This window comes from Streptomyces sp. NPDC014861 (assembly GCF_043081625.1).
GTDB lineage: Bacteria > Actinomycetota > Actinomycetes > Streptomycetales > Streptomycetaceae > Streptomyces.
The window spans coordinates 99,826-125,564 of sequence record NZ_JBIBWV010000022.1 but is presented as its reverse complement, the minus strand read 5'-3'; the positions used below and the strand labels follow the sequence as shown (position 1 = coordinate 125,564).

24 protein-coding genes and 3 pseudogenes are annotated in these 25,739 nt (G+C 74.7%); 16 read left to right on the top strand and 11 right to left on the bottom strand.

Annotated features, from left to right (window positions below):
• Positions 1-105, top strand: a pseudogene (locus ACF1BN_RS30680) (IS481 family transposase); the annotation flags it as partial.
• 3 nt (positions 106-108) lie between these two features.
• On the opposite strand, the gene ACF1BN_RS30675 reads toward ACF1BN_RS30680, so the two are convergent.
• Positions 109-2,028, bottom strand: coding sequence for an AAA family ATPase (locus tag ACF1BN_RS30675; RefSeq protein WP_392334846.1), 1,920 nt, complete (start codon positions 2,026-2,028; stop codon positions 109-111).
• Positions 2,029-2,337: 309 nt separating this feature from the next.
• A complete protein-coding gene (locus tag ACF1BN_RS30670) occupies positions 2,338-2,967 on the bottom strand; it encodes a uridine kinase (protein ID WP_392334845.1) in 630 nt (209 codons plus the stop codon).
• A gap of 182 nt (positions 2,968-3,149) precedes the next feature.
• On the opposite strand from ACF1BN_RS30670, the gene ACF1BN_RS30665 reads away from it, so the two are divergent.
• Positions 3,150-4,517, top strand: a complete 1,368-nt coding sequence (locus ACF1BN_RS30665; RefSeq protein ID WP_392334844.1) for a peptidase C39 family protein — start codon at positions 3,150-3,152, stop codon at positions 4,515-4,517.
• A gap of 75 nt (positions 4,518-4,592) precedes the next feature.
• Positions 4,593-4,748, top strand: coding sequence for an SCO1431 family membrane protein (locus tag ACF1BN_RS30660; protein ID WP_392334843.1), 156 nt, complete (start codon positions 4,593-4,595; stop codon positions 4,746-4,748).
• A 12-nt stretch (positions 4,749-4,760) separates the two neighbouring features.
• Here ACF1BN_RS30660 and ACF1BN_RS30655 read toward each other — a convergent pair whose 3' ends face one another.
• Positions 4,761-5,123: a hypothetical protein gene (locus ACF1BN_RS30655; protein WP_392334842.1), complete on the bottom strand. Its 363-nt coding sequence runs from the start codon at positions 5,121-5,123 to the stop codon at positions 4,761-4,763.
• A gap of 413 nt (positions 5,124-5,536) precedes the next feature.
• Between ACF1BN_RS30655 and ACF1BN_RS30650 the strand changes: the two genes are divergently transcribed.
• From ACF1BN_RS30650 to ACF1BN_RS30640, 3 genes and pseudogenes are all read left to right on the top strand, one after another.
• Entirely contained in the window at positions 5,537-6,598 is a 1,062-nt protein-coding gene (locus ACF1BN_RS30650; protein WP_392334849.1) for a hypothetical protein, read from the top strand.
• Positions 6,599-6,727: 129 nt separating this feature from the next.
• Positions 6,728-7,831 (top strand): phosphotransferase family protein, encoded by a 1,104-nt coding sequence (locus ACF1BN_RS30645; RefSeq protein WP_392334841.1) that lies wholly within the window; start codon positions 6,728-6,730, stop codon positions 7,829-7,831.
• Positions 7,832-7,934: 103 nt separating this feature from the next.
• Positions 7,935-8,890: pseudogene (locus ACF1BN_RS30640) on the top strand (IS481 family transposase).
• Here ACF1BN_RS30640 and ACF1BN_RS30635 read toward each other — a convergent pair.
• Positions 8,887-9,084: a DUF1918 domain-containing protein gene (locus tag ACF1BN_RS30635; RefSeq protein ID WP_392334840.1), complete on the bottom strand. Its 198-nt coding sequence runs from the start codon at positions 9,082-9,084 to the stop codon at positions 8,887-8,889. The pseudogene ACF1BN_RS30640 and the gene ACF1BN_RS30635 sit on opposite strands and share 4 nt — an antisense overlap.
• Before the next feature lie 171 nt (positions 9,085-9,255).
• Positions 9,256-10,206: a DMT family transporter gene (locus tag ACF1BN_RS30630; protein ID WP_392334839.1), complete on the bottom strand. Its 951-nt coding sequence runs from the start codon at positions 10,204-10,206 to the stop codon at positions 9,256-9,258.
• Here ACF1BN_RS30630 and ACF1BN_RS30625 point away from each other — a divergent pair.
• From ACF1BN_RS30625 to ACF1BN_RS30610, 4 genes are all read left to right on the top strand, one after another.
• A complete protein-coding gene (locus ACF1BN_RS30625; protein WP_392334838.1) occupies positions 10,205-11,638 on the top strand; it encodes a PLP-dependent aminotransferase family protein in 1,434 nt (477 codons plus the stop codon). The two genes, ACF1BN_RS30630 and ACF1BN_RS30625, sit on opposite strands and share 2 nt — an antisense overlap.
• Positions 11,639-11,728: 90 nt before the next feature.
• Positions 11,729-12,193 (top strand): GNAT family N-acetyltransferase, encoded by a 465-nt coding sequence (locus ACF1BN_RS30620; RefSeq protein WP_392334837.1) that lies wholly within the window; start codon positions 11,729-11,731, stop codon positions 12,191-12,193.
• A gap of 68 nt (positions 12,194-12,261) precedes the next feature.
• A complete protein-coding gene (locus ACF1BN_RS30615) occupies positions 12,262-12,855 on the top strand; it encodes a histidine phosphatase family protein (RefSeq protein ID WP_392334836.1) in 594 nt (197 codons plus the stop codon).
• A 48-nt stretch (positions 12,856-12,903) separates the two neighbouring features.
• Entirely contained in the window at positions 12,904-14,064 is a 1,161-nt protein-coding gene (locus ACF1BN_RS30610; protein ID WP_392334835.1) for a methyltransferase, read from the top strand.
• 27 nt (positions 14,065-14,091) lie between these two features.
• On the opposite strand, the gene ACF1BN_RS30605 is transcribed toward ACF1BN_RS30610, so the two are convergent.
• Positions 14,092-15,138 carry a DUF4440 domain-containing protein gene (locus ACF1BN_RS30605; protein ID WP_392334834.1) on the bottom strand — a complete coding sequence of 349 codons (1,047 nt, stop codon included), beginning with the start codon at positions 15,136-15,138 and terminating at the stop codon, positions 14,092-14,094.
• Positions 15,139-15,312: 174 nt separating this feature from the next.
• On the opposite strand from ACF1BN_RS30605, the gene ACF1BN_RS30600 reads away from it, so the two are divergent.
• Positions 15,313-16,965, top strand: coding sequence for an SMI1/KNR4 family protein (locus ACF1BN_RS30600; RefSeq protein WP_392334833.1), 1,653 nt, complete (start codon positions 15,313-15,315; stop codon positions 16,963-16,965).
• Positions 16,966-17,105: 140 nt separating this feature from the next.
• On the opposite strand, the pseudogene ACF1BN_RS30595 reads toward ACF1BN_RS30600, so the two are convergent.
• Positions 17,106-17,546: pseudogene (locus ACF1BN_RS30595) on the bottom strand (MarR family transcriptional regulator); the annotation flags it as partial.
• Positions 17,543-18,115, bottom strand: a complete 573-nt coding sequence (locus ACF1BN_RS30590) for a MarR family winged helix-turn-helix transcriptional regulator (protein ID WP_392334832.1) — start codon at positions 18,113-18,115, stop codon at positions 17,543-17,545. The pseudogene ACF1BN_RS30595 and the gene ACF1BN_RS30590, both read right to left, overlap by 4 nt.
• 175 nt (positions 18,116-18,290) lie before the next feature.
• Here ACF1BN_RS30590 and argC point away from each other — a divergent pair, with 175 nt between their 5' ends.
• The 5 genes from argC to ACF1BN_RS30565 are packed head-to-tail and all read left to right on the top strand — an operon-like array spanning position 18,291 to position 23,121.
• Entirely contained in the window at positions 18,291-19,319 is a 1,029-nt protein-coding gene (gene argC, locus ACF1BN_RS30585; protein ID WP_392334831.1) for an N-acetyl-gamma-glutamyl-phosphate reductase, read from the top strand.
• Positions 19,316-20,482: a bifunctional glutamate N-acetyltransferase/amino-acid acetyltransferase ArgJ gene (argJ, locus tag ACF1BN_RS30580; RefSeq protein WP_392334830.1), complete on the top strand. Its 1,167-nt coding sequence runs from the start codon at positions 19,316-19,318 to the stop codon at positions 20,480-20,482. The genes argC and argJ overlap by 4 nt, the downstream gene beginning before the upstream one ends.
• Positions 20,479-21,384: an acetylglutamate kinase gene (gene argB, locus ACF1BN_RS30575; protein ID WP_392334829.1), complete on the top strand. Its 906-nt coding sequence runs from the start codon at positions 20,479-20,481 to the stop codon at positions 21,382-21,384. Before argJ ends, argB begins: the two co-directional genes overlap by 4 nt.
• The gene (locus ACF1BN_RS30570; protein ID WP_392334828.1) at positions 21,381-22,577 is read left to right on the top strand and encodes an acetylornithine transaminase; all 1,197 of its coding nucleotides are present in this window, start codon (positions 21,381-21,383) and stop codon (positions 22,575-22,577) included. Before argB ends, ACF1BN_RS30570 begins: the two co-directional genes overlap by 4 nt.
• Positions 22,578-22,584: 7 nt before the next feature.
• Positions 22,585-23,121 carry an arginine repressor gene (locus tag ACF1BN_RS30565; RefSeq protein ID WP_360315468.1) on the top strand — a complete coding sequence of 179 codons (537 nt, stop codon included), beginning with the start codon at positions 22,585-22,587 and terminating at the stop codon, positions 23,119-23,121.
• Between the two features lie 7 nt (positions 23,122-23,128).
• On the opposite strand, the gene ACF1BN_RS30560 is transcribed toward ACF1BN_RS30565, so the two are convergent.
• From ACF1BN_RS30560 to ACF1BN_RS30550, 3 genes are read right to left on the bottom strand one after another with little or no spacing between them, the layout of a single operon-like run.
• A complete protein-coding gene (locus tag ACF1BN_RS30560; protein ID WP_392334827.1) occupies positions 23,129-23,869 on the bottom strand; it encodes a L,D-transpeptidase in 741 nt (246 codons plus the stop codon).
• 39 nt (positions 23,870-23,908) lie between these two features.
• A complete protein-coding gene (locus tag ACF1BN_RS30555) occupies positions 23,909-24,514 on the bottom strand; it encodes a pyridoxamine 5'-phosphate oxidase family protein (protein WP_392334826.1) in 606 nt (201 codons plus the stop codon).
• 4 nt (positions 24,515-24,518) lie between these two features.
• Complete coding sequence (locus ACF1BN_RS30550; protein ID WP_392334825.1) at positions 24,519-25,721, bottom strand: hypothetical protein; 1,203 nt, start codon at positions 25,719-25,721, stop codon at positions 24,519-24,521.
• Positions 25,722-25,739 lie beyond the last annotated feature (18 nt).

Genomic DNA, 25,739 nt, shown 5'->3' with positions numbered 1-25,739 from the left:
CTGGCAGACTTCCTCCACACCTACAACCACCACCGCTGCCACACCGCACTCGACGGACACCCACCCATCACCCGCGTCAACAACCCTGCGGGTCATTACATCTAGGCGTCAGAACGGGGGGTCCTGCTGGGGGCCGCGGTCCGCCGGACCGCGGCCCGACAGGACCTCCCCGTAGGCCTGCATCAGGTCCCCGAGCCGCAGCGTCGCCAGGTCCTCGCGGGTGAGCGTCCCGGGATAGCCGGACAGCCGCAGGTCCCGGTAGGCGCAGGACTTCTCGTACAGGGTGCGCAGGAAGCGGCCGTTGCCCAGCTCGTCGATCCAGCCCTGCTCCACCACGTGGGCGCTGATCGAGCGCAGCTCCTCCAGCGCCTCCTCGTCCCAGCCGTCGCCGTTGGCCGCGGCCAGCACCTTCCCGATGGCGGTGAGCTCCAGCGGCCGGTAGGAGGGGAAGTCGACCCGGGTGGTGAACCGGGAGGAGAGCCCGGGATTGGCGGCGAGCAGCCGGTCCATCCCCTCCGGGTAGCCGGCCAGGATCACCACGAGGTGGTCCCGGTTGTCCTCGGCCCGCTTCAGCAGCACCTGGAGGGCCTCGTCGCCGTAGGCGTCGCCCTTGCTGTAGCCGGAGTTGGAGAGCGCGTACGCCTCGTCGACGAAGAGCACCCCGCCGACGGCGGAGTCGATCAGCTCGTTCGCCTTCACCGCCGTCTGGCCCAGGAACTCGCCGACGAGATCGGCCCGCTGGGCCTCGACCAGATGGTCGCCGCCGAGCAGGCCGAGCGCGTAGAAGACCCGTCCCAGGATCCGGGCCACCGTCGTCTTGCCGGTGCCGGACGGCCCCGAGAAGACGAAGTGCCGCTTCGGCGGCTGCACCGGCAGCCCCTGCCCGGCGCGCAGCCGGGCCATCTCCAGCTGTGCCGAGAGCGCCTTGACCTGCCGCTTCACCGGCTCCATCCCGACCATGCCCTCCAGCTCCGCGAGGGCCTCGGCGAGCAGCACCGGATCGGTCGGCCCGGCCGGGAAGCGCGGCGGCCCGGGCTGCGCGGGCACCGGCGAACTGTGGCGTACGACCTCCGGCGGCGGCGCGGGCGCGCCGGGCGGCACCGGGTCGGGGGAGCGGCGCAGTCCGTCGCCGCCGGGCGGCCCGGGCTCCGTCTCCGGCCCGGCGGCGGTGTCGGTGCCGTCCTGTCCGGGTCCCGCGCCCGCGGTGCCGAGGGCGACGGCGGCGAGACCGGCCTGCTCGTCCATGCCGTCGAGCCCGTCGAAGCCGTCGTACTCGGCGATGGCGGCGAGCCGGGCGGCGGTGTCCATGAAGGCCGGATCGACGCGGTGCACCGCGCGGTAGAGGGGGAGTGCCGCGGCGCTGCGGCCGGTCCCCTCGTGGGCGCGGGCGAGCCAGTAGCGCAGCTCCTTGCGCTGCGGCTGCTCGCTGCGGCAGCGCATCAGCGCCGCCGACAGCAGCGGCTCGGCCTGCCCGTACATCTCCAGGCGCACCCGGGCCATGCCGCCGAAGAGCCCGGCCTCGATGCCGAGGAGCGGGTCGTCGACGAGGGGTTCGGTGTGCCGGACCAGCTGTTCCCAGTCCTTGACGAGGTAGGCGCGACAGGCGTGCAGGAAGCGGACCTGCGGGTCGGTGTCGACCGGCGGCAGCTCCGCGAGCGCCCGGTCGAGCTCGGGCACGTGCCGTCCGTCGAGCCAGTGGGAGGCGTGCGCGAGGAGCAGGTCGCGCGGGCTCTCCAGCACCGGCTGCACCCACCAGCCGAGCCAGTACCAGGAGTTGAGGGTCCGTCGGTGCCGGGTGCGCTGCTCGCCGAAGCGCTCGCGGTTGCGGTACATGCGCAGCAGCGCGGCCGTGGTGTCCACCCGGAGCGCGTGCAGCCCCAGCCAGGCGTCCGCCATGCCGGGGTCGCTCCTGACCGCCGCCCGGAACTCCTCCTCGGCCTGCGGATAGGCGCCCATCGTGTAGGCGTCCACTCCGCGCAGCCAGGCGAGCTCGGCGGGGCCCTGCCCGCCCTGCGTGCCGATGTCCATCGGGTCCCCCACAACCGTCGGCGTATGGACGGGATTTGACCGCACCTGGGGGCATCGTACCTGCGCAGGGGCGGTGCGCTCAGGGAGAAGCGCAAGATCCGGAATCGGTGACCCTGGGTGAGCGAAGAGGGTCGGAAGCCGTCCGGGAAGAGGGCTGGAGGGCAGAACGAAGCCCCCGATCACGGGGGAACAACCGGGGGCTTCGTGTCTGCGGCGGCTGTGGAAAAGCCGCACATTGAGAACGTAAGACCTGTACGCCCCCGGGGTCAAGCGCAGTTGAGGCACTTGCGGAAGCGGAATTCCGGGGGCTCAGTCCACCGCCATCACGCCGTCACGGTGGGTGATGATCTGGTCCGGGCCCGCTGTCACACCAGGCCCGGGGAGCCAGTCGTAGCCCTCCGTCCGCTCCCGCACCAGGGTGTCGGCGAAGGGTCGCGAGGGGTCCGCGGCGAAATGGCGAGTCTCCGCCACCACCCAGCCGTCCCAGAAGTCCGCCTGCTCCGGTCCGTCCCGGTGCCGGCCGCGGTCCCAGGAGGCCCCGGCCGGCCGCTCCATCCACAGCAGCCACGCCAGCCACGGGCGCAGCTCGCGCCGTCCGGACCCCACGCCCTCCACCAGCACGACCGGCGCGGGCGGCAGAGGGCGGGCGGGGCCGAAGCGCCGCCGGGTCCAGTCGTACGGGTGGTAGTGCGCGGTCGCGCCGCGCTCCAGCGGTTCCAGGACCTGCTCGCGCAGCCGGCCCGTCCAGGCGAAGAGCTCGTCGTGGGTGGCGAGGTCGTCGAGGCGCAGGACGGGCGCGCCGCCGAGCGCGGCGGCGAGCCGGCCGGCGAGCGTGGACTTGCCGGAGCCGGCGTGTCCGTCGACCGCGACCAGCCGGACGGGGCCGAGCGAGGGCGGCAGCCGGCGCAGCGCGCGGGCCGCGCGGTCGAGGTCGTCCATGCGGCCCAGCGTAGGTCAGGGGTGCCGTCGCAGGTCAGCGAGGTGCCGCCGTCAGTGGTCTCTACCCATGTCGATGGCGGCGACGCGGGCCGAAGTGCTGGCGGAGCCCCCTTCCAGCCGGGATAGTGGGCCCGCGCAGCCCCGCCCGATCGCCGTTCCGTCCTCGACTGGGGGTCCTCGCCATGCCCGGATCAGCCTCACGCCGGACCGTCCTCGCCGCAGCGCTCGCGGCCGCCGCGGGCACGGCCTCGGCCGGTGCCGCACCGGCCTCCGCGTCCGCACCCGGCGGTACGGGGGAGGGCGCCGGCGCGGCGGCCCCGGAGACCGTCGCCAACCGCTTCTGGTCCACCTTCACCGACTGGCGGTCCGGCGCGGCCGACGGCACCCGGGCCGTCGCCGGGATCCGCCCGGGCCTGGTCCTGGACGCGCCCCTGGGCCGTACCGACTACACCGATCCGCACACCGGGCTCACCTCGTCCTGGGAGTACGCCCGCTGGACCTCGCCCGCGCACGCCCCGGCGGTGCCGGCCACCGAGCTGATCGCCTCCTGGAACGCCCGCACCCCGGCCGGTACCTGGCTCCAGGTCGAGCTGTCCGGCACGTACACGGACGGCACGGCGACCCCGTGGTTCGTGATGGGCCGCTGGGCCTCGGGGGACACCGACATCCGGCGGACCTCGGTCGACGACCAGACCGACGGCCGGAGCAGCGTCTGGACGGACACCCTCGCGGTCGACGACCCCGCGAGCGGCCTCCGGCTGGCCGCGTACCGGCTCCGCCTCACCCTCCACCGCCGCCCCGGCACCACCCTCACGCCCACCGTCTGGCGGCTCGGCGCGATGGCCTCGGACGTCCCGGACCGCTTCACGGTCCCGGCCTCGGCGCCCGGCCTCGCCCGCGAGCTGCCCGTCCCCCGCTACTCGCAGAACACCCACGTCGGCCAATACCCGGAGTACGACAACGGCGGCGAGGCCTGGTGCAGCCCGACCTCGTCGCAGATGATCCTGGAGTACTGGGGCCGGCGTCCCTCCGCCGCCGAGCTGGCCTGGGTGAACCCCGACTACGCGGACCCGCAGATCTGCCACGCGGCCCGGTACACCTACGACCACCAGTACCAGGGCTGCGGGAACTGGCCCTTCAACGCCGCCTACGCGGCCGCCTACCCGTCGATGAACGCCGTGGTGACCCGGCTCCGCTCGCTCACCGACCTGGAGACCCTGATCCGCGCCGGCATCCCCGCCATGACGTCCCAGTCCTTCCGCGCGGAGGAGCTGACCGGCGCGGGCTACGGCACCTCCGGCCACCTCATGACGGTGATCGGCTTCACCGCCGCCGGCGACGTGATCGCCAACGACCCGGCCTCCCCGACCAACGAGGCCGTCCGCCGGGTCTACCGCCGCCGCGAGTGGGAGAACATCTGGCTCCGCACCAAGCGGTACAACGCGAGCGGGAAAGTGGTCTCCGGCACAGGCGGGGTCTGCTACCTGTACTTCCCCGAACGGCCGACTGCCGCGCAGCGCAAGGCGCTTCAGGCCGTGGGCGTGCTCTGATCCGGCCGGGGGCGGGCCGGAGGTGTGAGGGACGTCTCTGGTCCGGGGGCGCCACCGTGCCTCATGGTGGTGGCCATGAGCGCCACCACCACTCCCGCCGGCCGTCTCCTCTCGCGCACGCGCACGGGCGGTCCCGAGGACGACAAGGGTCCCGAGCTGCTGGAGCACGTGCTCGGCTGGACCCTCGTCGTCCTCCTCGCCGTGCTGGTCACCCGAGCGGGTCTCATGTGACCCGCCGCGCGGTCACCGCCTCCCGCCCGGCGGGAGCAGGACCCCGCTGACCCGTACGGTCCGGTCGGCCCAGACGGGTGCCGCGGCCAACCGCGTCCACTCGGCGTCCCGGCGCCCGGGCAGGGCGCGCCCCTGGCTGGCCCAGAGCGAGTACAGGGCCTGGTAGATCGGCGGGTCCGGATGGACCTGCACCGGTACGGGGGCGGGCAGTGGTCCCGGGACCGGTACGGGGGCGGGCAGCGGTCCCGGCACCGGTACGGGCACGGGGGCGGGAAGAGCCACGGGCATCGGTGCGACGACGGTGGGCGTGGGGGCCGCCACCGGCATCGGCACGACGGCGGTGGGTGTCCTGACCGCCGGTGCCGGAACGGGCACGGGTGTCGCTCCGGGGGCCGGGGCCTGCGCGGGAAGCGGTGCCGGTGCGGCGCCCTCGGGGGCGGGGCCGGGCGCGGCGGGCGCCTCCGGAAGCCGGTGAGGAACGTGCGGAACCGATTCTTCACCGCGTGGTTCGGTCTGCCGATGCCGACCGACTCCGCTGGGTGTGGAGTACAGCGTGGTCATGCCCGGACCAACGCATCCCGGGCCGCCCGGGTCACCGCCGGACGGATTCGGGCGAGAGTTCGCCCCTTACCCGCTCCCGCGCGTCCGCCCGCCCGGCGCACGCCTCTGGTCCTCGCCCCAATGCCTGACGTACCGTCAGATCCTCTTCGAGGACCAGGAGGTCAGCCGTGGACGACGACCGGCCCGTCGCGCTCGACGAATACCCCGTGCACCAGGCCCCGCTGTCGATGAAGCACCACGTGAGCGGCGACCGGAACGTCTACGACCGCTGCATCTTCCACGTCCTCGACCACGCGGGCCGCGCCCTCCTCGTCGCCGGGCTCGGCGTCTACCCCAACACCGGGGTCGTCGACGCCTACGCCACCCTGCGCAGCGGCGACCTGCTGCACGCCGTCCGCGCCTCCGACGCGCTCGGCGACGACCGGATGCGCCTGGAGGTCGGCCCGCTCCGGATCACCGTCGACGAACCCCTCCGGCGCTTCACCCTCAGCTGCGCCGCCGACCCCGCCGACCCCGACGGGCTCTCCTTCGAGCTCACCTGGACCGCCGACTTCCCGGCCCTCTGGGAGCCGCACCACTTCCAGCGCACCGGGAACCGGCTCACCCTCGAAGGCCGCCGCTTCGTCCAGGCCGGCCGCTGCGAGGGCGTGATCAGGGCCGGTGGCGAGCGGTTCGAGGTGACGGCGGGGGAGTGGACCGGCACCCGCGACCGCAGCTGGGGGGTCCGCCCGATCCCCGGGGAGGAGCCCGGCCGTGCCGCCGAGTCCCGCCCCGAGGGCTTCCACTGGCTCTGGATCCCCATGCGCTTCGAGGACCGCTTCCTGATGGTCGTCGCACAGGAGGACGCCGACGGTTACCGCACCCTCAACCAGGCCCAGCTCGTCCGCGCGGGACACCGGGACGTCCAGCTCGGCTGGCCCCGCACCGAGATCGCCTACCGGACCGGCACCCGCCACCCCGAGAGCGCGGTCGTCCACCTCACCGACCCCGGCGGCAAGCCCCTGGAGATCGGCGTCGAGATCCTCGCCTCCTCACCCCTCGCCGTCGGCGCGGGCTATCCGCCGGCCGGCGACTGGCAGCACGGCACCTGGCAGGGCCGCGACTGGACGGACCGGCGCGTCCACGACCTCTCCGACCCGTCGGCCCATCCCCTCGCCGCGTACGGGGTGACCGACCACGCGGCCCGCTTCACCCTCGACGGGCGCACCGGCCACGGCATCTTCGAGCACGGCTCCTTCGGCCGCCACGACCCCAGCGGCTTCACCGACTTCGCCTCCACCGCCCGCTGAGCCCGGCTGCGGAGCGCCCGCCGGGTCTGCCGGAGGAGCGTGCGGGCTCACGGTCCCGAGCACGGGCGGGGCCGTGACCCCGGCGCGAGGCGCCCCGGCGGCGCACCGCGCCCCGAGAAGAGGAGACCCATGGCCACGGCACCGCGTCCCCGCACCACCACCCGCGACCCCGAGGAACTGGCCGTCCGGCTCACCGCCTGGCTCGACCGCAGGCTCCCCGGCGCGACCGTCTCCGGTCTCGCCGTCCCCGGCTCCAACGGCATGTCCAGCGAGACCCTGCTCTTCGACCTGGAGCACCCGGACGCCCCGGTGCGCGGCTGCGCGCTGCGGCTGGCCGCCGACCCGGCGGCGTACACCGTCTTCCCGGTCTACGACATGGCCCGCCAGCACCGGGTGATGGCGCTCGTGGCGGAGCACACCGACGTGCCCGTACCGCGCGTGCTCTGGCTGGAGGAGGACCCGGAGCCGCTCGGCGCCCCCTTCTTCGTGATGGCGCGCGCCGAGGGCCGGGTGCCGCCGGACGTCATGCCCTACACGTACGAGGGAAACTGGCTGCACGCGGCCTCCGACGCCCAACGCGCCTCGCTGGAGGCGGAGTCGGTGGCGGTCCTGGCCAGGCTGCACGACCAGGTCCCGGCGAAGGAGGCCGAGTTCCTGCTCCCGGACGGCTCCGGCAGTCCGCTGCGCCGTCATGTCGACGCCCAACGCGCCTACTACGCCTGGGTGGTGGAGGGGCTCGCGCCCTCACCGCTCATCGAGGCCGCCTTCGCGCGCCTGGAGGAGCTGTGGCCGGACGACGAGGGGCCCGCCGTGCTCTGCTGGGGCGACGCCCGGATCGGGAACATCGTCTACGACGGCTTCACGCCGACCGCCGTCCTCGACTGGGAGATGGCGGCCTGCGCGCCCCGCGAGGTCGACCTCGGCTGGACCGTCTACCTGCACCGCTTCTTCCAGGACCTGACGGTGGGCTTCGGCCAGCCGGGGCTGCCGGGCCTCCTGCGGCGCGAGGCCGTCGAGCGGCGGTACGCCGGACTGACCGGGCACGCCCCGCGCGCGATGGAGTTCCACACCCTCTACGCGGCGCTGCGGCACGCGATCGTGATGCTGAGGATCGCGTACCGGCAGGCGTACTTCGGAGAGGTCGAGGTCCCCGCGGACCCCGACCGCCTCATCCTGCACCACGCCACCCTCGCGGCGATGGTGCGCGGAAGCTACTGGACCGGTGTGGGCTAGATGTATTGATCACGAGCGTTGTTGACACCGGCTCGGTCTTGAAGATGGCGAAGACCTCCGGTGTGGTGGGAGCTGTCTAGGAACTCACCGCACGGAGGTCTTCGTGTCCCACCGTAATGCCCGGCTGACCGTCTTCGGTAGGAGGCTGCTGGTCGAACGTGTTAGCTCTGACCGTCCGGTCGCTCATGTGGCTGCCGAGATGGGTATCTCCCGGGCCACGGCCCACAAGTGATCCGCCGGTGGCGGTCCGAGGGAGACGCGGGTCTGCACGACCGCTCCAGCCGGCCTCGCACCACCCCGCACCGGACCGCGTCCGACATCGAGGCCCGGGTCTGTGGCCTGCGGCGGACCCGCAAGCTCGGCCCGGCCCGGATCGGCCCGATCGTGGGCCTTCCCGCCTCGACCGTGCACCGGATCCTGACCCGGCACCGCCTCAACCGGCTCGCCTGGCTGGACCGGCCGACCGGGACGGTGATCCGCCGCTACGAACGCGAACGTCCCGGTGAACTGATCCATGTGGACGTGAAGAAGCTCGGCCGGATCCCTGACGGCGGCGGCCACAGGACCCTGGGACGCCAGGCCGGCCGGGCCACCCGCAGCAGCATGGGTTTCGACTACGTCCACTCCGCCGTCGACGACCACTCCCGCCTCGCCTACAGCGAGATCCACCCCGACGAGAAAGTCGCGACCTGCGCGGCCTTCCTGGCCCGCGCGGCCGCGTTCTTCCACAGCCAGGGCATCACCCGGATCGAACGGGTCCTGACCGACAACGCCTGGGCCTACCGCAAGGGCCTGGCCTGGAAGAACGTCCTGGCCGACCTCGGCGCGACCGGGAAACTCACCCGGCCCTACCGGCCGCAGACCAACGGCAAGGTCGAACGCTTCAACCGCACCCTGCTCGACGAATGGGCCTACCAGCGGCCCTACACCTCGAACCACGAGCGGACCGAAGCCCTGGCAGACTTCCTCCACACCTACAACCACCACCGCTGCCACACCGCACTCGACGGACACCCACCCATCACCCGCGTCAACAACCCTGCGGGTCAATACACCTAGCGCCGCTGTCCGGGGTGGCGGACGACGGTGTCGGGGCCCGGCGACATCAGGGCCTCGTGACCGTCGTCGTCGTACTTCACGCGGTACGGGGGAGTGCCGTTCTCCCCCAGTACCTGGATGACCTCGGCCGTGCGGTCGTGTCGACCCACGGTCCGGCCGTGCACCAGCAGTTTGTCGCCCACACTCGCCTGCATCGCGGGACCTCCTCGCGCGGGTAGGGCCTCTGCCTGCCATTGTGACGCAGGTCATGGCGGCCCGTCGCGTCAGTTCCTCGGGTCGGCTCGTCGGCGGGCTCGTCGCGTCAGCTCTGCGGGTCGGCTCGTCGCGTCAGTCCTCCAGGTCGGCTCGTCGGCGGGCCCGTCGCGTCAGCTTCTCGCGCGCTGGGTCACCGCGATGCAGACGAGCACGCCGACGGCGGCGAGCGGTGCGGCCAGCGGCAGGGACTCGCCGAGGAGGAGGACCGACCAGACCAGGGTGAGCAGCGGCTGGGCGAGCTGGAGCTGGCTGGCGCGCGGGATGCCGATCGAGGCCATGCCCCGGTACCAGACGTACAGGCCGAAGAAGGTGGAGCCGGCCGCGACCCAGGCCAGGCCGATCACACCGTGGGCGGTGAGGTGCACGGGTTCGAGGGCGAGCGCCACCGCCGAGGCCGGGACCATCAGCGGCAGGCAGAACACCAGCGCCCAGCCGATCACCTGCCAGCCCGGCATCAGCCGGGCGAGCCGGCCGCCCTCGGTGTAGCCGGCGGCGCAGACCAGCAGCGCGCCGAAGAGGTAGAGGTCGCCGGTCGACAGCGTGCCGCCGCTCTGCTGGACGGTGAAGGCGATGACGACGGCGGCGCCGGCGAGGGCCGCGGCCCAGAAGGTGCGGGACGGGCGGCGGCCGGTCCGCGCCGCGGCGAACGCGGCCGTGGTGAGCGGCAGCAGGCCCACGACGACGGCGGCGTGCGAGGTCGTCGAGGTCTGGAGGGCGAGCGTGGTCAGCAGCGGGAAGCCGATCACCACGCCGCCCGCGACCACCGCGAGCCCGGCCAGGTGGCGCCGCTCCGGCAGCCTCACGCGGCCCACGAGCAGGAAGGCGCCGGCGATCAGCGCGGCGAGGGTGGAGCGGACGGCCACCAGCGACCAGGGGCCGAAGCTCTCCAGGCCCCACACAGTGGACGGGAAGGTCAGCGAGAAGGCGACCACGCCGAGGAGGGCGAGCAGCGTGCCCCGGGCACCGGGGGACGCGGCGGCGGGGGCGGACCCGGTCGTGCTTCCGGCCGAGGCGCCGACCGCTATCGTCCTCGGGGCAGTAGCGCTATTCTGTGCTCTCATGCATGAGCGTAGCAGCGTGTCCGAGCTGGTGAAATCCCTGAGAGCGGAGCTCGACCGCTACTCTCCGGGTGGAAAGCTGCCGTCGAGCCGGGTACTGGTCGAGCGCTACCGGGTCTCCCCGGTGACCGTCACCCGTGCCCTCGCCCAGCTCGCCGCGGAGGGGCTCGTCGTCACCCGCCCCGGCGCCGGCGCCTTCAAGGCCGAGGCCCGCACCGCCGCCACGGCGGGCGACACCTCCTGGCAGCAGCTGTCCCTCAGCGCCGACGCCGCCGCCGAACTCGTCCCCCGCGCCGTCGACGCCTCCGGTGTCCTCGTCACCCTCGCCGCGCCCCCGCCCGGCGTCGTCGAGTTCAACGGCGGCTACCTCCATCCGTCCCTCCAGCCGGAGCGGGCCCTCTCCGCCGCCCTCGCCCGCGCGGGCCGCCGCCCCGGCGCCTGGGGCCGGCCGCCCACCGACGGCCTCACCGAGCTCCGCGAGTGGTTCGCCCGCGAGATCGGCGGCGGCGTCACCGGCGCCGAGATCCTCATCACCGCCGGCGGCCAGTCCGCCCTCACCACCGCCCTGCGCGCCCTCGCCGCGCCCGGCACGCCCGTGCTCGTCGAGTCCCCCACGTACCCCGGCATGCTCGCCGTCGCCCGCGCCGCGGGACTGCGCCCGGTACCGGTCCCCGCCGACGCCGACGGGGTCCGCCCCGACCTCCTCGAAGCGGCGTTCCGCGCGACCGGCGCCCGGGTCCTGGTCTGCCAGCCGCTCTTCCAGAACCCCACCGGCGCGCTCCTCCCGCCCGACCGCCGCCGCGAGGTCGTCCGCATCGCCCGCGCCGCAGGGGCCTTCGTCGTCGAGGACGACTTCGCCCGCCGGCTCGTCCACGAGGACGCGGCGCCGCTCCCGCCGCCGCTCGCCGCCGACGACCCCGACGGTGTCGTCGTCCACGTCCGCTCCCTCACCAAGATCACCTCGGCCAGCCTCCGCGTCGGCGCCCTCGCCGCCCGCGGCCCGGTCCTCGAACGCCTCCGCGCCATCCAGGTCGTCGACAGCTTCTTCGTCCCCCGCCCCCTCCAGGAGGCCGCCCTCGAACTCGTCGGCTCCCCGGCCTGGTCCCGCCATCTGCGGACCGTCTCGCAGGAACTGAAGGCCCGCCGCGACGCCCTCACCGCCGCCGTCGCCCTCCGCCTCCCCGAACTCGCGCTGCCCCACGTCCCCTCCGGCGGCTTCCACCTCTGGCTCCGCCTCCCCGACGCCCTCCCCGAGGCCGCCCTCGTCGCCGCCGCCCTCCGCGCGGGCGTGGCCGCCGCACCCGGCCGGCCCTACTTCTGCGCCGAGCCCCCGGCAGGCCACATCCGGCTGAGTTTCGCGGGTGTCGCCGGGCCCACCGAGATCGCCGAGGGCGTCCGCAGGCTCCGGGCCGCCGTGGACGAACTCCTTCCGTGAACCCGACGGACCGCCGCCGCCTCCCCGGCCGGCCGCGGCGGACCGGAAAACCCGCCTGACACATGCCGGGCCCCCTGGCATCCTGCGCCCATGAGCGAGACCACCGCCTCCGTACCCGCCTCCGTACCCGCCGTCCTCCACGGGGCGTACGAGATCTCCGCCGACCCGGCCCGCCTCGACCCCGCCCGCGTCCACCACTGGCTCTCCACCGACGCGTACTGGGCCCTCGGCCGACCTCGGGAGAAGCAGGACAGCGCCATCGCCGGCTCGCTCAACTTCGGCGCCTACCACCGCGACACCGGCGAGATCGCCGCCTACGCGCGCGTGGTCACCGACTACGCCACCTTCGCCTGGCTCTGCGACGTCTACGTCGACCGCCCGGCCCGCGGCACCGGCCTCGGCACCGCCCTCGTCACCGCCGTCCGCGACCACCTGGAGCCGTACGGCATCCGCCGCGTCATGCTCTCCACCGCCGACGCCCACGCCGTCTACGAGAAGGTCGGATTCACGCCACTGCGGAATCCGGACAAGTGGATGGCTCTCGGACAGCAGTGAACCGGGACCTCCCGGTCCCCCGTACCCGCCCCTTGACCCGGCGCCCCACCGGCCTCACGATCGCGGCCATGGGTCTTCGGGTCACGCTGGTCGCGGCGGCACGCAGTTCCTCCCTGCTCGCCGAACGCTTCGACGACGACCGGCCGCTCGACGAGGCCGGCTGGTACGAGGTGCAGCAGGCCGCGCCCGGGCTCCTCGCCCTCGGCGCGGCCGAACTCCGCTACTGCTCCCCGACCCTGCGCAGCCGCGCCACCGGCACGGCCCTCGGCTACGCCCCGCTCGCCCAGCCGGCCCTCCGCGACTGCGACATGGGCCGCTGGCGAGGACTCACCCTCGCCGAGGTCGCCGCCCTCGAACCGGCCGCCGTCGACGCCTGGCTCGCCGACGCCCGCTCCGCCCCGCACGGCGGCGAACCCCTCCTCTCCTTCATCTCCCGCGTCGGCGGCTGGCTCGACACCCGCCCCGCCGACGACGACACCGCCGCCGGCGTCACGGTCGTCGCCGTCGCCGAACCCTCCGTCGTCCGCGCCGCCCTCGTCTACGCCCTCCGGGCCGCCCCCGCCACCTACTGGAGCGTCGACGTCCGCCCCCTCTCCACCGTCACCCTCGTCGGCCGCCCCGGCGCCTGGCACCTCCACCTGGACGCCCCGGCCCTCCGCTGAGCGGGCCCGTCGTCCCGGCCGGGACCGAGCGGCTAGCCTGGAGACACAATGAACCGTCTGACCACGCCATGGGGCGACGTCACGCTCACCCGCCACCCCCAGGACCCGCGCGATCCGCTGCGCGCCTGGGACGCGGCCGACGAGTACCTGCTCCACCACCTGGCCGAGAGCGGCACCGACCTCTCCGGCACCGTCGCCGTCCTCGGCGACCGCTGGGGCGCCCTCGTCACCGCGCTGCGCGCCGCGGGGACCGCGGAGCTCGTCCAGATCTCCGACTCGTACCTCGGCCGTGAGGCCACCCGCGCCAATCTCGCGCGCGCCGGTGCCGACCCCGGAGCCGTCCGGCTCCTCACCACCCAGGACCCGCCGCCCGCGCGGATCGACGTCCTCCTCGTCCGCGTCCCCAAGAGCCTCGCGCTCCTGGAGGACCAGCTGCACCGGCTCGCCCCCGCCGTCCACGCGGGCACGGTGATCGTCGGCACCGGCATGGTCAAGGAGATCCACACCTCCACCCTGACCCTCTTCGAGCGGATCCTCGGCCCCACCCGCACCTCGCTCGCGGTGAAGAAGGCCCGGCTCATCCACACCACCCCCGACCCGGCCGCCGCGCCCGGGCCGAACCCGTGGCCCCTCCGGTACGCCCTCCCGGCCGACACCCCCGCGCCCGGCCTCCCCGGCCGCACGGTCGTCAACCACGCGGGCGTCTTCTGCGTCGACCGCCTCGACATCGGCACCCGCTTCCTCCTCGGCAACCTGCCGACCGGCCTCGGCCACGCCCGCGTCGCCGACCTCGGCTGCGGCAACGGCGTCGTCGGCCTGGCGGTGGCGCTCGCCGAGCCCGACGCCGAACTGTTCTTCACCGACGAGTCCTACCCGGCCGTCGCCTCCGCCGAGGAGAACTTCCGCACCCACGCGGGCGCCGACCGCAAGGCCGTGTTCACGGTCGGCGACGGGCTCGCGGACATCCCCGACGGCACCCTCGACCTCGTGCTCAACAACCCGCCCTTCCACAACCACCAGGCCACCACCGACCGCACCGCCCGCCGGATGTTCTCCGACGCGCGGCGCGCGCTGAGCCCCGGCGGCGAACTGTGGGTGGTGGGCAACCGCCACCTCGGCTACCACGTCACCCTCCGCCGCATCTTCGGCAACAGCGAACTGGTCGCGAGCGACCCGAAGTTCGTGGTGCTGCGGGCCGTCAGGCGCTGACCGGACGCCGCCGCCCCGGGCGCCCCTTCAGGCGTCCGGGAAGATCAGGTCCAGGGCGCGCAGGCGCTCCGGCGCCGTCGTGATGTCGAGGGTGACGATCCGCTCCCCGCGGAACCCGAACGCGACCGCCCCGACGGGGTGCCCGGCCGCGAACGCCACCAGACCGGCGGCGCCCTCGACCAGCGCGGGCCGGACCGTGCGCCCCGACCGCACCGACAGGGCCGCGGCGGCGGCCGGCGCCACAGCCGCCGCCCCGTGCACCGGGCCCCCTTCCGTGTACGCCACGGCCTCCGGGTCGAGCAGGGCGGCGAGCGCGCCGGCGTCACGCGCGCGTGCGGCGGCCAGAAAGGCGTCCACGAGCGTCCGCCGCCGTCCCGGACCACCCCCGGCGCCCGCCGCGTCACCGTCCCTCAGGGCGCCACCGTGCCGCGCGGCGTCACCGTTCCTCGCCGCACCGCCGTTCCCTGCCGCAGCGCCGCTCCTCGCCGTGTCGTCATGCCGCACCGGCCCGCCCTCACGCGCCGCACCGCCGTTCCTCACCTGACCGCCGTCCCATGCCGCACCGCCGTTCCTCACCTGACCGCCGTCCCATGCCGTAGCGCCGTCTCCCACCGCACCGCCGCCCCGCAGTCGCTCCCGCGCCCGCCGGGCCTCCCGGGCGGCCCCGGCGGCGGAGCCGCCCATCACCCGGGCGGTCTCCCCGGGGGCGAGACCGAAGACGTCGTGCAGCAGGTACGCCAGCCGCCGCCGGTCCCCGAGCCGGTCCAGTACGCCGAGGAATCCCAGGAGCACCGCCTCGTCCAGGCCCTCCGCGACCGGCTCCGGCGGCCCTTCCCCCGCACCCACGCGCGCGTGCCCCGCCGCGTCCAGACACGCGCGGGCGACCAGCGCCGTCAGGAGGAGGCGGGCCATGTCCGGTGCCCCCGAACCCAGCTCGGCCCGCACCCGGTCGAGCGCGGCCTCCGCCTCCCGCTCCGCCCCCGCGCCGAGCAGTCGCAGGGCGACGCCCCGCAGTCGTACCTCGTCGGCGTCGAACCGCGCGCCCAGCGCGGTCACCACAGCGTCGTCGTGCATGGATCCCACTTCCCGTCAGGTGCCGTCACCGGACCGACGCGTCCGCCGCCGTCTTTGTGACGTGGGCCGGGAGCGGCGCTGTCGGTGCCGGGTGTCACGATCGGGAGCGAGGACGCACACGGCACGGGCACGGCACGAACAGGGCACGGGCACGGGCACGGGCACGGCACGGACATGGGGGAGAGCGCGGTGCGGGCAGAGCGGGAGCGAGCGGTCGGGGAACTCGTCGAGGGGTTTCTCCAGAAGGCCCCGGAGGGCTGGGCCGAAGGGCGGTTGACCTGGACGGAGGACGATCACGGCCTCGGGTGCAGGAGCGAGTTCAGGACGGAGGGCGGCTCCTGGCAGCCGGTGACCGGCCGAGGGTCGTACGAGGCGATCGCCGCACCGGCCCGGGCGCTGCGGCCGTCCGGTGGGCCCCCGGGCGGCACGGGCGAGCTCGTGTGCGCGCCGGGAGGGGCGTACCGCCTGGTCGTCGCCCCCGGCACCACCGTCCGGGGCGGCCCGGGCGGCTATCTGATCGTCCTCGACCCGGACGCCCGGCTGCCCGAGCCGGGGCGCGAGGAGGAGACCGGAACGGCTCCGCCGGCCGGGGACCCGGCGGAGGCGGTCGCGCTCTTCCGGGCGATCATGGCGCGGCGTGCCGCACTCCTGGGCGGCCCCGAGCGGCTGCCCGCGCCCGCTGCCGAGAGCGCGATCGCGGAGGCGGAGCGGCGGCTCGGGCTCCGGCTGCCCGCCGATCTCCGAGCCCTGTACGCCCTGGCCGACGGCGACGCGGTCGACGGCTGGCACCGCTGGCTCCTCGTCGAGGGCGGCTGGCTGAGCCTCGACCGGCTGGTCGCCGTGCACGGGCAGCAGCGGCGGCCCGACTGGACGGGCTGGAGCCTGGCGTGGCGGGCGGTGATCCTCGACGCCGCTCCACCCGGCCGGGTGCGGCGCTGCACCGGGGATCCGACCAGGATCCCCTTCCTCACCGGCGAGGACGGCAACTACGTGGCGGTCGACCTGGCTCCGGCCCGGCAGGGCCGCCCGGGGCAGGTCATCGCCATCGGCCGTGACCACGCCCACGGAGCGGCGCACCTCGCGGAGTCGGTGACGGCGCTGCTGCGGCGCGTGCTCGGCGAGCTGGAGCGGGGCGCGTGCGAAGTCGACGACGGGAACGTGTGGCTCGACAGCAGCCTCCGCGGCGCCGCGCGCCGACCCGGCCCCGGAACCGTGGCGGAACGCCCCGGACCGGCGACCCAGGAAGTCCTGCACCACGGCGCGGACGGCGGCCCGGTCGACCTCACCGCGCTCGCGGGCGCCCCCGCGCTGCGCGAGGTGGGGCTCCACGGCGGCGCGGTGGCGCGGGACCTCGGGCCGCTGCGCGAGACTCCGGTCGAATCGCTGACCACCGGCGTCACCGGCACCGCCCTGGCCCCGCTGGCCGGCCACCCCCGGCTCCGCGCCCTGTGCCTGACGGGCGCCGACGCCGCGGTGGACCTGGCCCCGCTCCGTACGGTCCCCGGGCTGTGCGGCCTCGACCTGAGCGCGGTGCAGCTCGCCGGTCCCGAGGTCCTGGCCGAACTGGCAGGGCTGCGGTATCTGGCGCTGGACCGGGCGCAATGGGCGGCGCTGCTGCGCGAGGGCGGCCCGGCGAAGGGGCTCGCCGCGGCCCGGCTGGCCGGACCGGACGCCGCGCTCGACGAGGCGCTGGCGCTGGCCGCGCGGCTGGGCCTGCCCCTGGAGGCGTTCCGGGCCGAGCGGGCCGGCACCGGCCCCGGTCCCGCGACGAGGAGCGAGCCGGTCGCGGCCCCGAGGAGCCCCGGCCCGCCCGGGCCCGCGTCATGACCTGTCGGAGTCGACGGTTCCGGGAGGGGGCCGGGGAGGGATCAGCTCTCGGGCGACGGGCTCTGCGCGGCCGCGTTCTCCGGCGCCGCGTTCTCCGACACCGTGTTCTCCGGCGCCGCGTTCTCCGACACCGTGGCCTCCAGCGCGGCGAGCTCCCGGTCGGCGCGTGCGGTGACGAGGGCGAGGACGCGGCCGGCGGCGGCCAGGTCCTCGGCCGGGATGTCGCCCCAGACGCGCGCGGAGACGGGCGCGGTCTCGGCGCCGACGGCGGCGAGCAGCGAGCGGCCCGCGTCGGTGGGGAGCAGGTGCGGTCCGTTGTGGGCGAGCAGGCCCTTGGTGCGCAGGGCGTCGAGGACGGCGCGGGCGTCGGCGGGGTCGCCCTTGACGGCGGCGCGGATCCGGGCGACCAGTTCGTCCGGGGTCGCCGGGGCCTCGGCGGTGACGGCCGCGCGCAGCGCGACCTGCTCCAGGAAGGTGGCGCCGTGCCGGGCCAGGAGGTGTTCCAGCAGGCCCCGGGCGGCGTAGTGGGCCAGGCCGAGCATGCGGGCGTCGGCGACGGGTGAGGCGGTGGTGGTGGTCATGGTGTGGCCCCCTGAGCGGTCGGATCGGCGGTCTCGGGCGAGGCGGGAACGGGCGGAGCGGGTGACGCGGGCGGTGCGGGTGACGCGGGCGGTGCGGGTGACGCGGGCGGAGCGGGCGGGGCGAGTGGGACGTCGAGCAGGGTCCTCAGCTCCTCGGTGAACGCGCCGGTCCGTGCCCCGTCCCGGCCCCCCAGCGGTTCGAGGAGCTGTTCCAGCAGGTCCTGCACCACGTCGATGGCCCGCTGTGTGACGGTCCGCCCCTCCTCGGTGAGGGAGAGCTGGACGGCGCGCGGGTCGCGCGGGTCGCGGGTGCGCTCGATCAGGCCGGCCGACTCCAGCGAGCGGGCCAGCTTGGACACGTACAGCGCCTCCATGCCGGTGTGGTCGGCGAGCCGCCGCTGGCTGGGCCGCTCGCCGGTGCGCTGCATGCCGTACAACGACGCGACCAGCGAGTACTGCGCGTGGGTGAGGCCCAGCGGGCCCACGGCGCGATCGACCGCGACCCGCCACTTGTTGGCGAGCCGCCACACCAGAAATCCGGCCGAGGGGCCGGGGGAACCCTTGCTCATGCCGAATAGAGTACATGGCTACTATGTTCATGGCTATCAAATTCGCCGAACGCGGTGTGTGCCCCCTGGCCCCGCCCGGCACTCTCGAGGAGAGGCTCCGGCCCGCACGGCGGCACCGTCGTTGCATAAAACTACGACGCCGCGTATAGTCATGCCATCTATGAGGAGGGTTTCGATGACGGTACGAGCAGCAGTCGCGGGCGCGAGCGGATACGCGGGTGGGGAACTCCTGCGCCTTCTCCTCGCCCACCCCCACGTCGAGATCGGCACCCTGACCGGCCACTCCAACGCCGGACAGAAGCTCGGCGGACTCCAGCCCCACCTGCTGCCGCTCGCCGACCGCGTCCTCGCGCCCACCACCGCCGAGGAGCTGGCCGGCCACGACGTCGTCTTCCTCGCGCTGCCGCACGGCCAGTCCGCCGCCGTCGCCGAGCAGCTCGGCCCGGACGTCCTCGTCGTCGACATGGGCGCCGACTTCCGGCTGAAGGACCCGGCCGACTGGGAGACGTACTACGGCTCCCCGCACGCCGGCACCTGGCCCTACGGCCTCCCCGAACTGCCGGGTGCCCGCGCCGCGCTGGAGGGGTCCAAGCGCGTCGCGGTGCCCGGTTGCTACCCCACCGCCGTCTCGCTCGCCCTCTTCCCGGCGTACGCGCACGGGCTCGCCGAGCCGGAGGCCGTGATCGTCGCCGCCTCCGGCACCTCCGGGGCCGGCAAGGCCCTCAAGCCGCACCTGCTCGGCAGCGAGGTCATGGGCAACATGACCCCCTACGGCGTCGGCGGCGGCCACCGGCACACCCCCGAGATGATCCAGAACCTCAGCGGGCCGGCCGGCGAGCGGGTCACCGTCTCCTTCACGCCGACCCTGGCCCCGATGCCCCGCGGCATCCTCGCCACCTGCACCGCCGCCGCGAAGCCCGGCACGACCGCCGAGGCCGTCCGCACCGCCTACGAGAAGGCGTACGCGGACGAGCCCTTCGTCCACCTCCTCCCCGAGGGGCAGTGGCCCGCCACGGCGTCCGTCCACGGTTCCAACGCCGTTCACATCCAGGTCGCGTACGACGCGAACGCGCACCGGATCATCGCGATCAGCGCCATCGACAACCTCACCAAGGGCACCGCGGGCGGCGCGGTCCAGAGCATGAACATCGCCCTCGGCCTTCCCGAGGACACCGGACTCTCCACGATTGGAGTCGCTCCATGAGCGTCACCGCAGCGCAGGGATTCACGGCGGCGGGGATCGCCGCCGGGATCAAGTCGAACGGCAATCCGGACCTGGCCCTCGTGGTCAACACCGGTCCCCGTCGTGCCGCCGCGGGAGTCTTCACGTCCAACCGCGTCAAGGCCGCCCCCGTCACCTGGTCCCAGCAGGTCCTCGCCGACGGCGAGCTGACCGCCGTGGTCCTCAACTCCGGCGGCGCCAACGCCTGCACCGGCCCCCAGGGCTTCCAGGACACCCACGCCACCGCCGAGAAGGTCGCCGAGGTCCTCAGCGGGCAGGGCGCGGAGGTCGGCGCCGGCGAGGTCGCCGTCGCCTCCACCGGCCTCATCGGCGTCCTCCTCCCCATGGACAAGCTCCTCCCGGGCGTCGAGAAGGCCGCCGCCGAACTCTCCGCGCACGGCGGCGAGAAGGCCGCCATCGCCATCAAGACCACCGACACCGTCCACAAGACCGCCGTGGCGGACAAGGACGGCTGGAAGGTCGGCGGCATGGCGAAGGGCGCGGGCATGCTCGCCCCGGGCCTCGCCACCATGCTCGTCGTCCTCACCACCGACGCCGACGTCGACGCCGAGGCCCTCGACGCCGCCCTCCGCGACGCCACCCGGCTCACCTTCGACCGGGTCGACTCCGACGGCTGCATGTCGACCAACGACACCGTCCTCCTGCTCGCCTCCGGCGCCTCCGGCGTCACCCCCGCCCGGGCCGACTTCGCCGAGGCCGTCCGGGAGGTCTGCGCCGACCTCGCCCGCCAGCTCATCGGCGACGCCGAGGGCGCCAGCAAGGACATCCGCATCGAGGTGGTCAACGCGGCCACCGAGGACGACGCCGTCGAGGTGGGCCGCTCCATCGCCCGCAACAACCTCCTCAAGTGCGCCATCCACGGCGAGGACCCCAACTGGGGCCGGGTGCTCTCCGCCATCGGCACCACCGCCGCCGCCTTCGAGCCCGACGCGCTGAACGTCGCCATCAACGGCGTCTGGGTGTGCAGGAACGGCTCCGTCGGCGAGGACCGCGACCTCGTCGACATGCGCTACCGGGAGGTCGTCATCACCGCCGACCTCGCCGCCGGCACCGAGTCCGCGGTCATCTGGGCCAACGACCTCACCGCCGACTACGTCCACGAGAACAGCGCGTACTCGTCATGACCAACGCCACGCGGAAGCACACCGCCCTCCCCAAGGCCCAGACGCTGATCGAGGCCCTGCCCTGGCTCACCCGCCACCACGGCAAGACCGTCGTCATCAAGTTCGGCGGCAACGCCATGATCGACGACGACCTGAAGGCCGCCTTCGCGCAGGACGTCGTCTTCCTGCGCCACGCCGGCCTCAAGCCCGTCGTCGTGCACGGCGGCGGCCCCCAGATCAGCGCCGCCCTCGACCGGCACGGCATTGTCAGCGAGTTCAAGGCCGGCCTCCGGGTCACCACCGAGGAGGCCATGGACGTCGTCCGCATGGTGCTCGCCGGCCAGGTCCAGCGCGAGCTCGTCGGACTGCTCAACCAGCACGGCCCGCTCGCCGTCGGCCTCACCGGCGAGGACGCCCACACCATCACGGCCGTCAAGCACCGGCCGGAGATCGCCGGCGAACGCGTCGACATCGGCCGCGTCGGCGAGATCACCGCGCTCGACACCGGCGCCATCCGGGCGCTCCTGGACGACGGCCGCATCCCGGTCGTCTCCTCCATCGCCCGCTCCGAGGACGACGGACATGTCTACAACGTCAATGCTGATACGGCGGCTGCGGCACTCGCTGCGGCGCTGGGCGCCGAGACGCTGATGGTCCTCACCGACGTCGAGGGCCTCTACGAGGACTGGCCGCACAGCGACGAGGTCATCAGCCGCCTCACCGCCACCCAGCTGGAGAAGCTGCTGCCCGACCTCTCCAGCGGCATGGTCCCCAAGATGGAGGGCTGCCTGCACGCCGTCCGCAACGGCGTCACCACCGCGCGCGTCATCGACGGGCGCGTCCAGCACTCCATCCTGCTGGAGATCTTCACCGACGAGGGCATCGGCACGATGGTCGTGCCGGACGGACAGGGGGAATCATGACCAACGGACAGCTGACCCAGCGGTGGCAGGGCTCGCTCATGAGCAACTACGGCACCCCGCGCCTGCCCCTGGTCCGCGGCGAGGGCGCCAGGGTCTGGGACGCCGACGGCAAGGAGTACCTCGACTTCGTCGGCGGCATCGCCGTCAACGCCCTCGGCCACGCCCACCCGGCCGTCGTCGAGGCCGTCACCCGGCAGATCCAGAGCCTGGGCCACGTCTCCAACCTCTTCGTCGCCGAACCGCCCGTCGCCCTCGCCGAGCGGCTCCTGTCGCTCTTCGGCCGCCCCGGGAAGGTCTTCTTCTGCAATTCCGGCGCCGAGGCGAACGAGGCCGTGTTCAAGATCGGCCGGCTCACCGGACGGACCCACATGGTCGCCACCGACGGCGGCTTCCACGGCCGGACCATGGGCTCCCTCGCCCTCACCGGCCAGCCCGGCAAGCAGGGCCCCTTCCTGCCGCTGCCCGGTGACGTCACCCACGTCCCGTACGGCGACGCGGAGGCACTGCGCGCCGCCGTCACCGAGGAGACGGCCTTCGTCATCATCGAGCCGATCCAGGGCGAGAACGGCGTCGTCGTCCCGCCGGCCGGCTACCTCACGGCCGCCCGGGAGATCACCCGCGCCACCGGCACCCTCCTCGTCCTCGACGAGGTGCAGACCGGCATCGGGCGGTGCGGCCACTGGTTCGAGTACCAGGCCCACGAAGGGGTGGAGCCCGACGTCGTCACCCTCGCCAAGGGCCTCGGCGGCGGCCTCCCGCTCGGCGCCACCGTCGCCTTCGGCGCGACCGCCGAACTCTTCGCCCCCGGCCACCACGGCACCACCTTCGGCGGCAACCCGGTCGCCTGCGCCGCCGGTCTCGCCGTCCTCGACACCCTCGGCGCCGACGCGGCCCTCGACCACGTCAAGTCCGTCGGCGAGCGGCTGCGCTCCGGAATCGAGGGTCTCGGGCACCCGCTGGTCTCCCATGTCCGTGGCTCGGGCCTCCTGCTGGGTATCGTGCTCACCGAGCCCCTCGCGCCCCAGGTGCAGCAGGCGGCTCAGGACGCCGGCCTCCTGGTGAACGCGCCCGCCCCCGACGTCGTACGGATCATGCCCTCGCTGGTCCTCACCGACGACGAGGCGGACCGCTTCGTCCGGGCCCTGCCGGCCGTTCTCGACGAGGTGAACGGGCCAGGACGAACCGGAGAATGAGGCGACGATGACCGACGCGCAGGGGAACGAGCCCGGAGGGCCGTCGGTCCCGCAGACCCGCACCGCACGCCACCGCAGGATCGTCGACATCCTCAACCGGCAGCCGGTGCGGTCGCAGAGCCAGCTCGCCAAGCTCCTCGCGGACGACGGGCTGAGCGTCACCCAGGCGACGCTCTCCCGCGACCTCGACGAGCTCGGCGCGGTGAAGATCCGCAACACCGGCGGCGAGCTGATCTACGCGGTCCCCAGCGAGGGCGGCTTCCGCACCCCGCAGGCCCCGCTCGGCGAGTCCGCCAAGGAGGAACGCATGCGCCGCCTCTCCGGCGAACTCCTCATCTCCGCAGAGGCGTCCGCCAACCTCGTCGTGCTGCGGACCCCGCCGGGCGCCGCCCAGTTCCTCGCGTCGGCCATCGACCAGGCCGAGCTCCACGCCATCCTCGGCACCATCGCGGGAGACGACACCCTGCTGCTCATCTCCCGCGAGCCGACCGGCGGCCAGGCCCTCGCCGACCACCTGCTGCGCCTGGCGCAGAAGGGCAACTGAGCCCCGCTCAGTACCGCGTGATCGCCGTCGCGCCCCGCCGGGTGCCGACGGCGATGTGCGGGCGCCGGTCCGGCTCCGCCCAGGCGAGGATCGCGCGCATCGCGCCGGCCGGCACGGAGACGCAACCGGCGGTCGCCCCGCGCCCGTTCACGTGCAGGAAGATCCCGGCGCCGCGCATCCGCACCGGGCGGGCGTAGTTGAAGCCGATGACGAGCGCGTGCGCGTACTGCGTCCCGTACGCGACGAGGTGCTCGGCCTCCGCGGGCCGGCAGTCCGCGGGCAGCCCCTCGACCCAGCGGTTGTACGCGCGCGAGTCGTTGTCCTGGCACCACCACGAGTCCCGGCCGGCCCGCACGTACCGGTACGCCGTGCCCGGCGGCGCCGGGCGGATGCCGAAGGCGTACGGCAGGTCGAAGAGGCCGGTCGGTGTGGTGTGCGTGCCCTGCCTGCGGGTGGCCCCTTCGGCCAGGCCCTTCGCGCCGAACCGGGCCGGCGCCGACCCCGCCCGCACCCAGCGCCCGCCGCGCCGGTCCCACCAGGTGACGGTGCCGGTGGTGGCCCGCGTGTCCGCGGCGACGGCGGTGATCAGCTGGGAGCCTCCGCCGGTGTCCGCCATCCGCGCGGGCAGCGGAACCCCCGCGGAAGCCGCTGGGGAGACCGCGGTGGAGTGCACCGAGGAACCTGCCGGGAGAGCCGGGGCCGAGGCCAGGCAGAGCAGCGCGCCGCCGAGCGCGAGGAGGGTACGCATGGCGGCGAGGCTAGGCCGCCCGCGCACCCCCCCGCCACGTCAGTGGCCCGAGTGGGGGAGCGGAGGCAGCGGCAGCGGCAGGGCGGGCAGCCCGTCGAGGCTGGTGGCGATGTGCTCCTTGCCCTCGCAGTACGCGTTGAACTCGTCGTCCGTCTTCCGGTTGAAGAACTCGGCGTGCAGTGTCCGCTCCTCCTGGTAATCCATCAGCGGGATCGCGAAGCCGCAGGAGTCGCTGACCCGCCGGGCGTGCACCAGGACGATCGCCCGCGCGCTGATCTGGTCCTTGACCGCCTCCTCGGGGAAACGGGCGAAGAGTTCGGGCCAGCGCGGGTCGTCACGGAGGACCGCCTCGCCGGTGCCGTGCACCCGCACCACGGTCGGCGGGCCGGAGAAGGCCGTCCACATGAGGGTGATCCGGCCGTTGCCGGGCTCGCGGAGGTGGGCGACGGTCTCGGCGCTGCTGCCGCCGAAGTCGATGTAGGCGAGGGTCAGTTCGTCGAGGACGACGAGGGTGCCCTTCCGTCCCTTGGGGGAGAGGTTGACGTGCCCGTCGCCCGACAGGGGCGCGGTGGCGGCGAAGTAGACGGGCTGGTCCTCGATGAAGGCGCGCAGCCGCCCTTCGATACGTTCATACGTTTTTCCCATGAGGTCATTCTCCTTCGCGGCGGGAGAGCCGTGTCGCCGCGCCCCACGGCCGCCCGCTCCCGCCGCCCCACGGGCGCAGGGCACGTGCCGCCTCCCGTACGACGCCGGGCTCGGGGTCGTCCAGCAACTCCTCCATCCGCCGCGGGTCCACGGCGTCGAGCAGCCGCAGCCCGACCACCGCCGAGGCCCGCACCCTGCCGTTCGGATGCCCGGTCAGCTCCCGCAGCAGGGCCGCGTCCACGGCTCGCGTCCCGCACTCGCCGAGCCCGAGCGGCGCACGGTCCGGCACGTCCGCCCCCGCGCAGGCGGCCCGGTACACGCCCGCCGGATCGCCCCCGCCCTGCCGCACCACCCAGCGCGCGCAGGCCCGCGTCCGCCCCGACCGGTCGAGGAGGTACGGCTCCGCCTCCGCGTGCCGGCCGGCGCCGCGCAGCGCCGTCACCCCCGCCGCCCGCACGCGTCCGGAGCGGGCGCCCAGCAGGACCGGCACGGTCGCGTCGGGCACGCCGGCCGCCACCGCCGCCGAGGCGGCCCGCTCCTGGACGACCGGGTCGTGGTCCCCGGCGGCCACCAGGGCCAGGCCGAGTCCGTCGTACAGCCCCCGGTCGAGGACGACGGCGAGGGCGGCCCGCCGGGTGGCCGCGTCGCTGCAGCCGAGGAGCAGCCGGGTGACGGCCGCTCCCGGCTGGGTGCGCAGCAGCCCGTCCAGCAGCGCGACGGCCTCCCCGCCCCGCCGCCGGCCGGCGAGCCGCAGGATCACCGGCGCCGTGACGGCGAGCGTCCCGCAGGAGGCGGTGGGCAGCTCCGCCCGCAGCAGGTCCAGGGCACGCGCGCGTACCGGCCCCGCCCAGTCCGAGGTCCGGACCGCGACCAGCGGGAGCAGCTCCGGCCGACCCGCCGTGTACGGCAGCGCCGCCTCCCGGATCCGCCCGTCGGGGTCGCACAGGGCGAGCGCGAGCCGCGCCTCCGAAGGCGCTGCCGGGGCGGGCGCGGAGGGCTTCCGCCACAGCCGCCGCCACCCGGGGCCCGAGGCTCCGGTCAGCCAGTCGTGCGACGGCCGTCGCTCCCCGTGGGCGACCGCCCGCCGGACGTCCTCGTCGAGATCGGCCCACGCCTTCGGCCGGGTCACGTCCAGCACCCGCTCCAGCGGGAGCCCCCGCCCCAGCCGCCGTACCGCCGCCCGCCGCGACTCCGCCTCGTTCGTCATGCGCGGAGGCTAGACGCC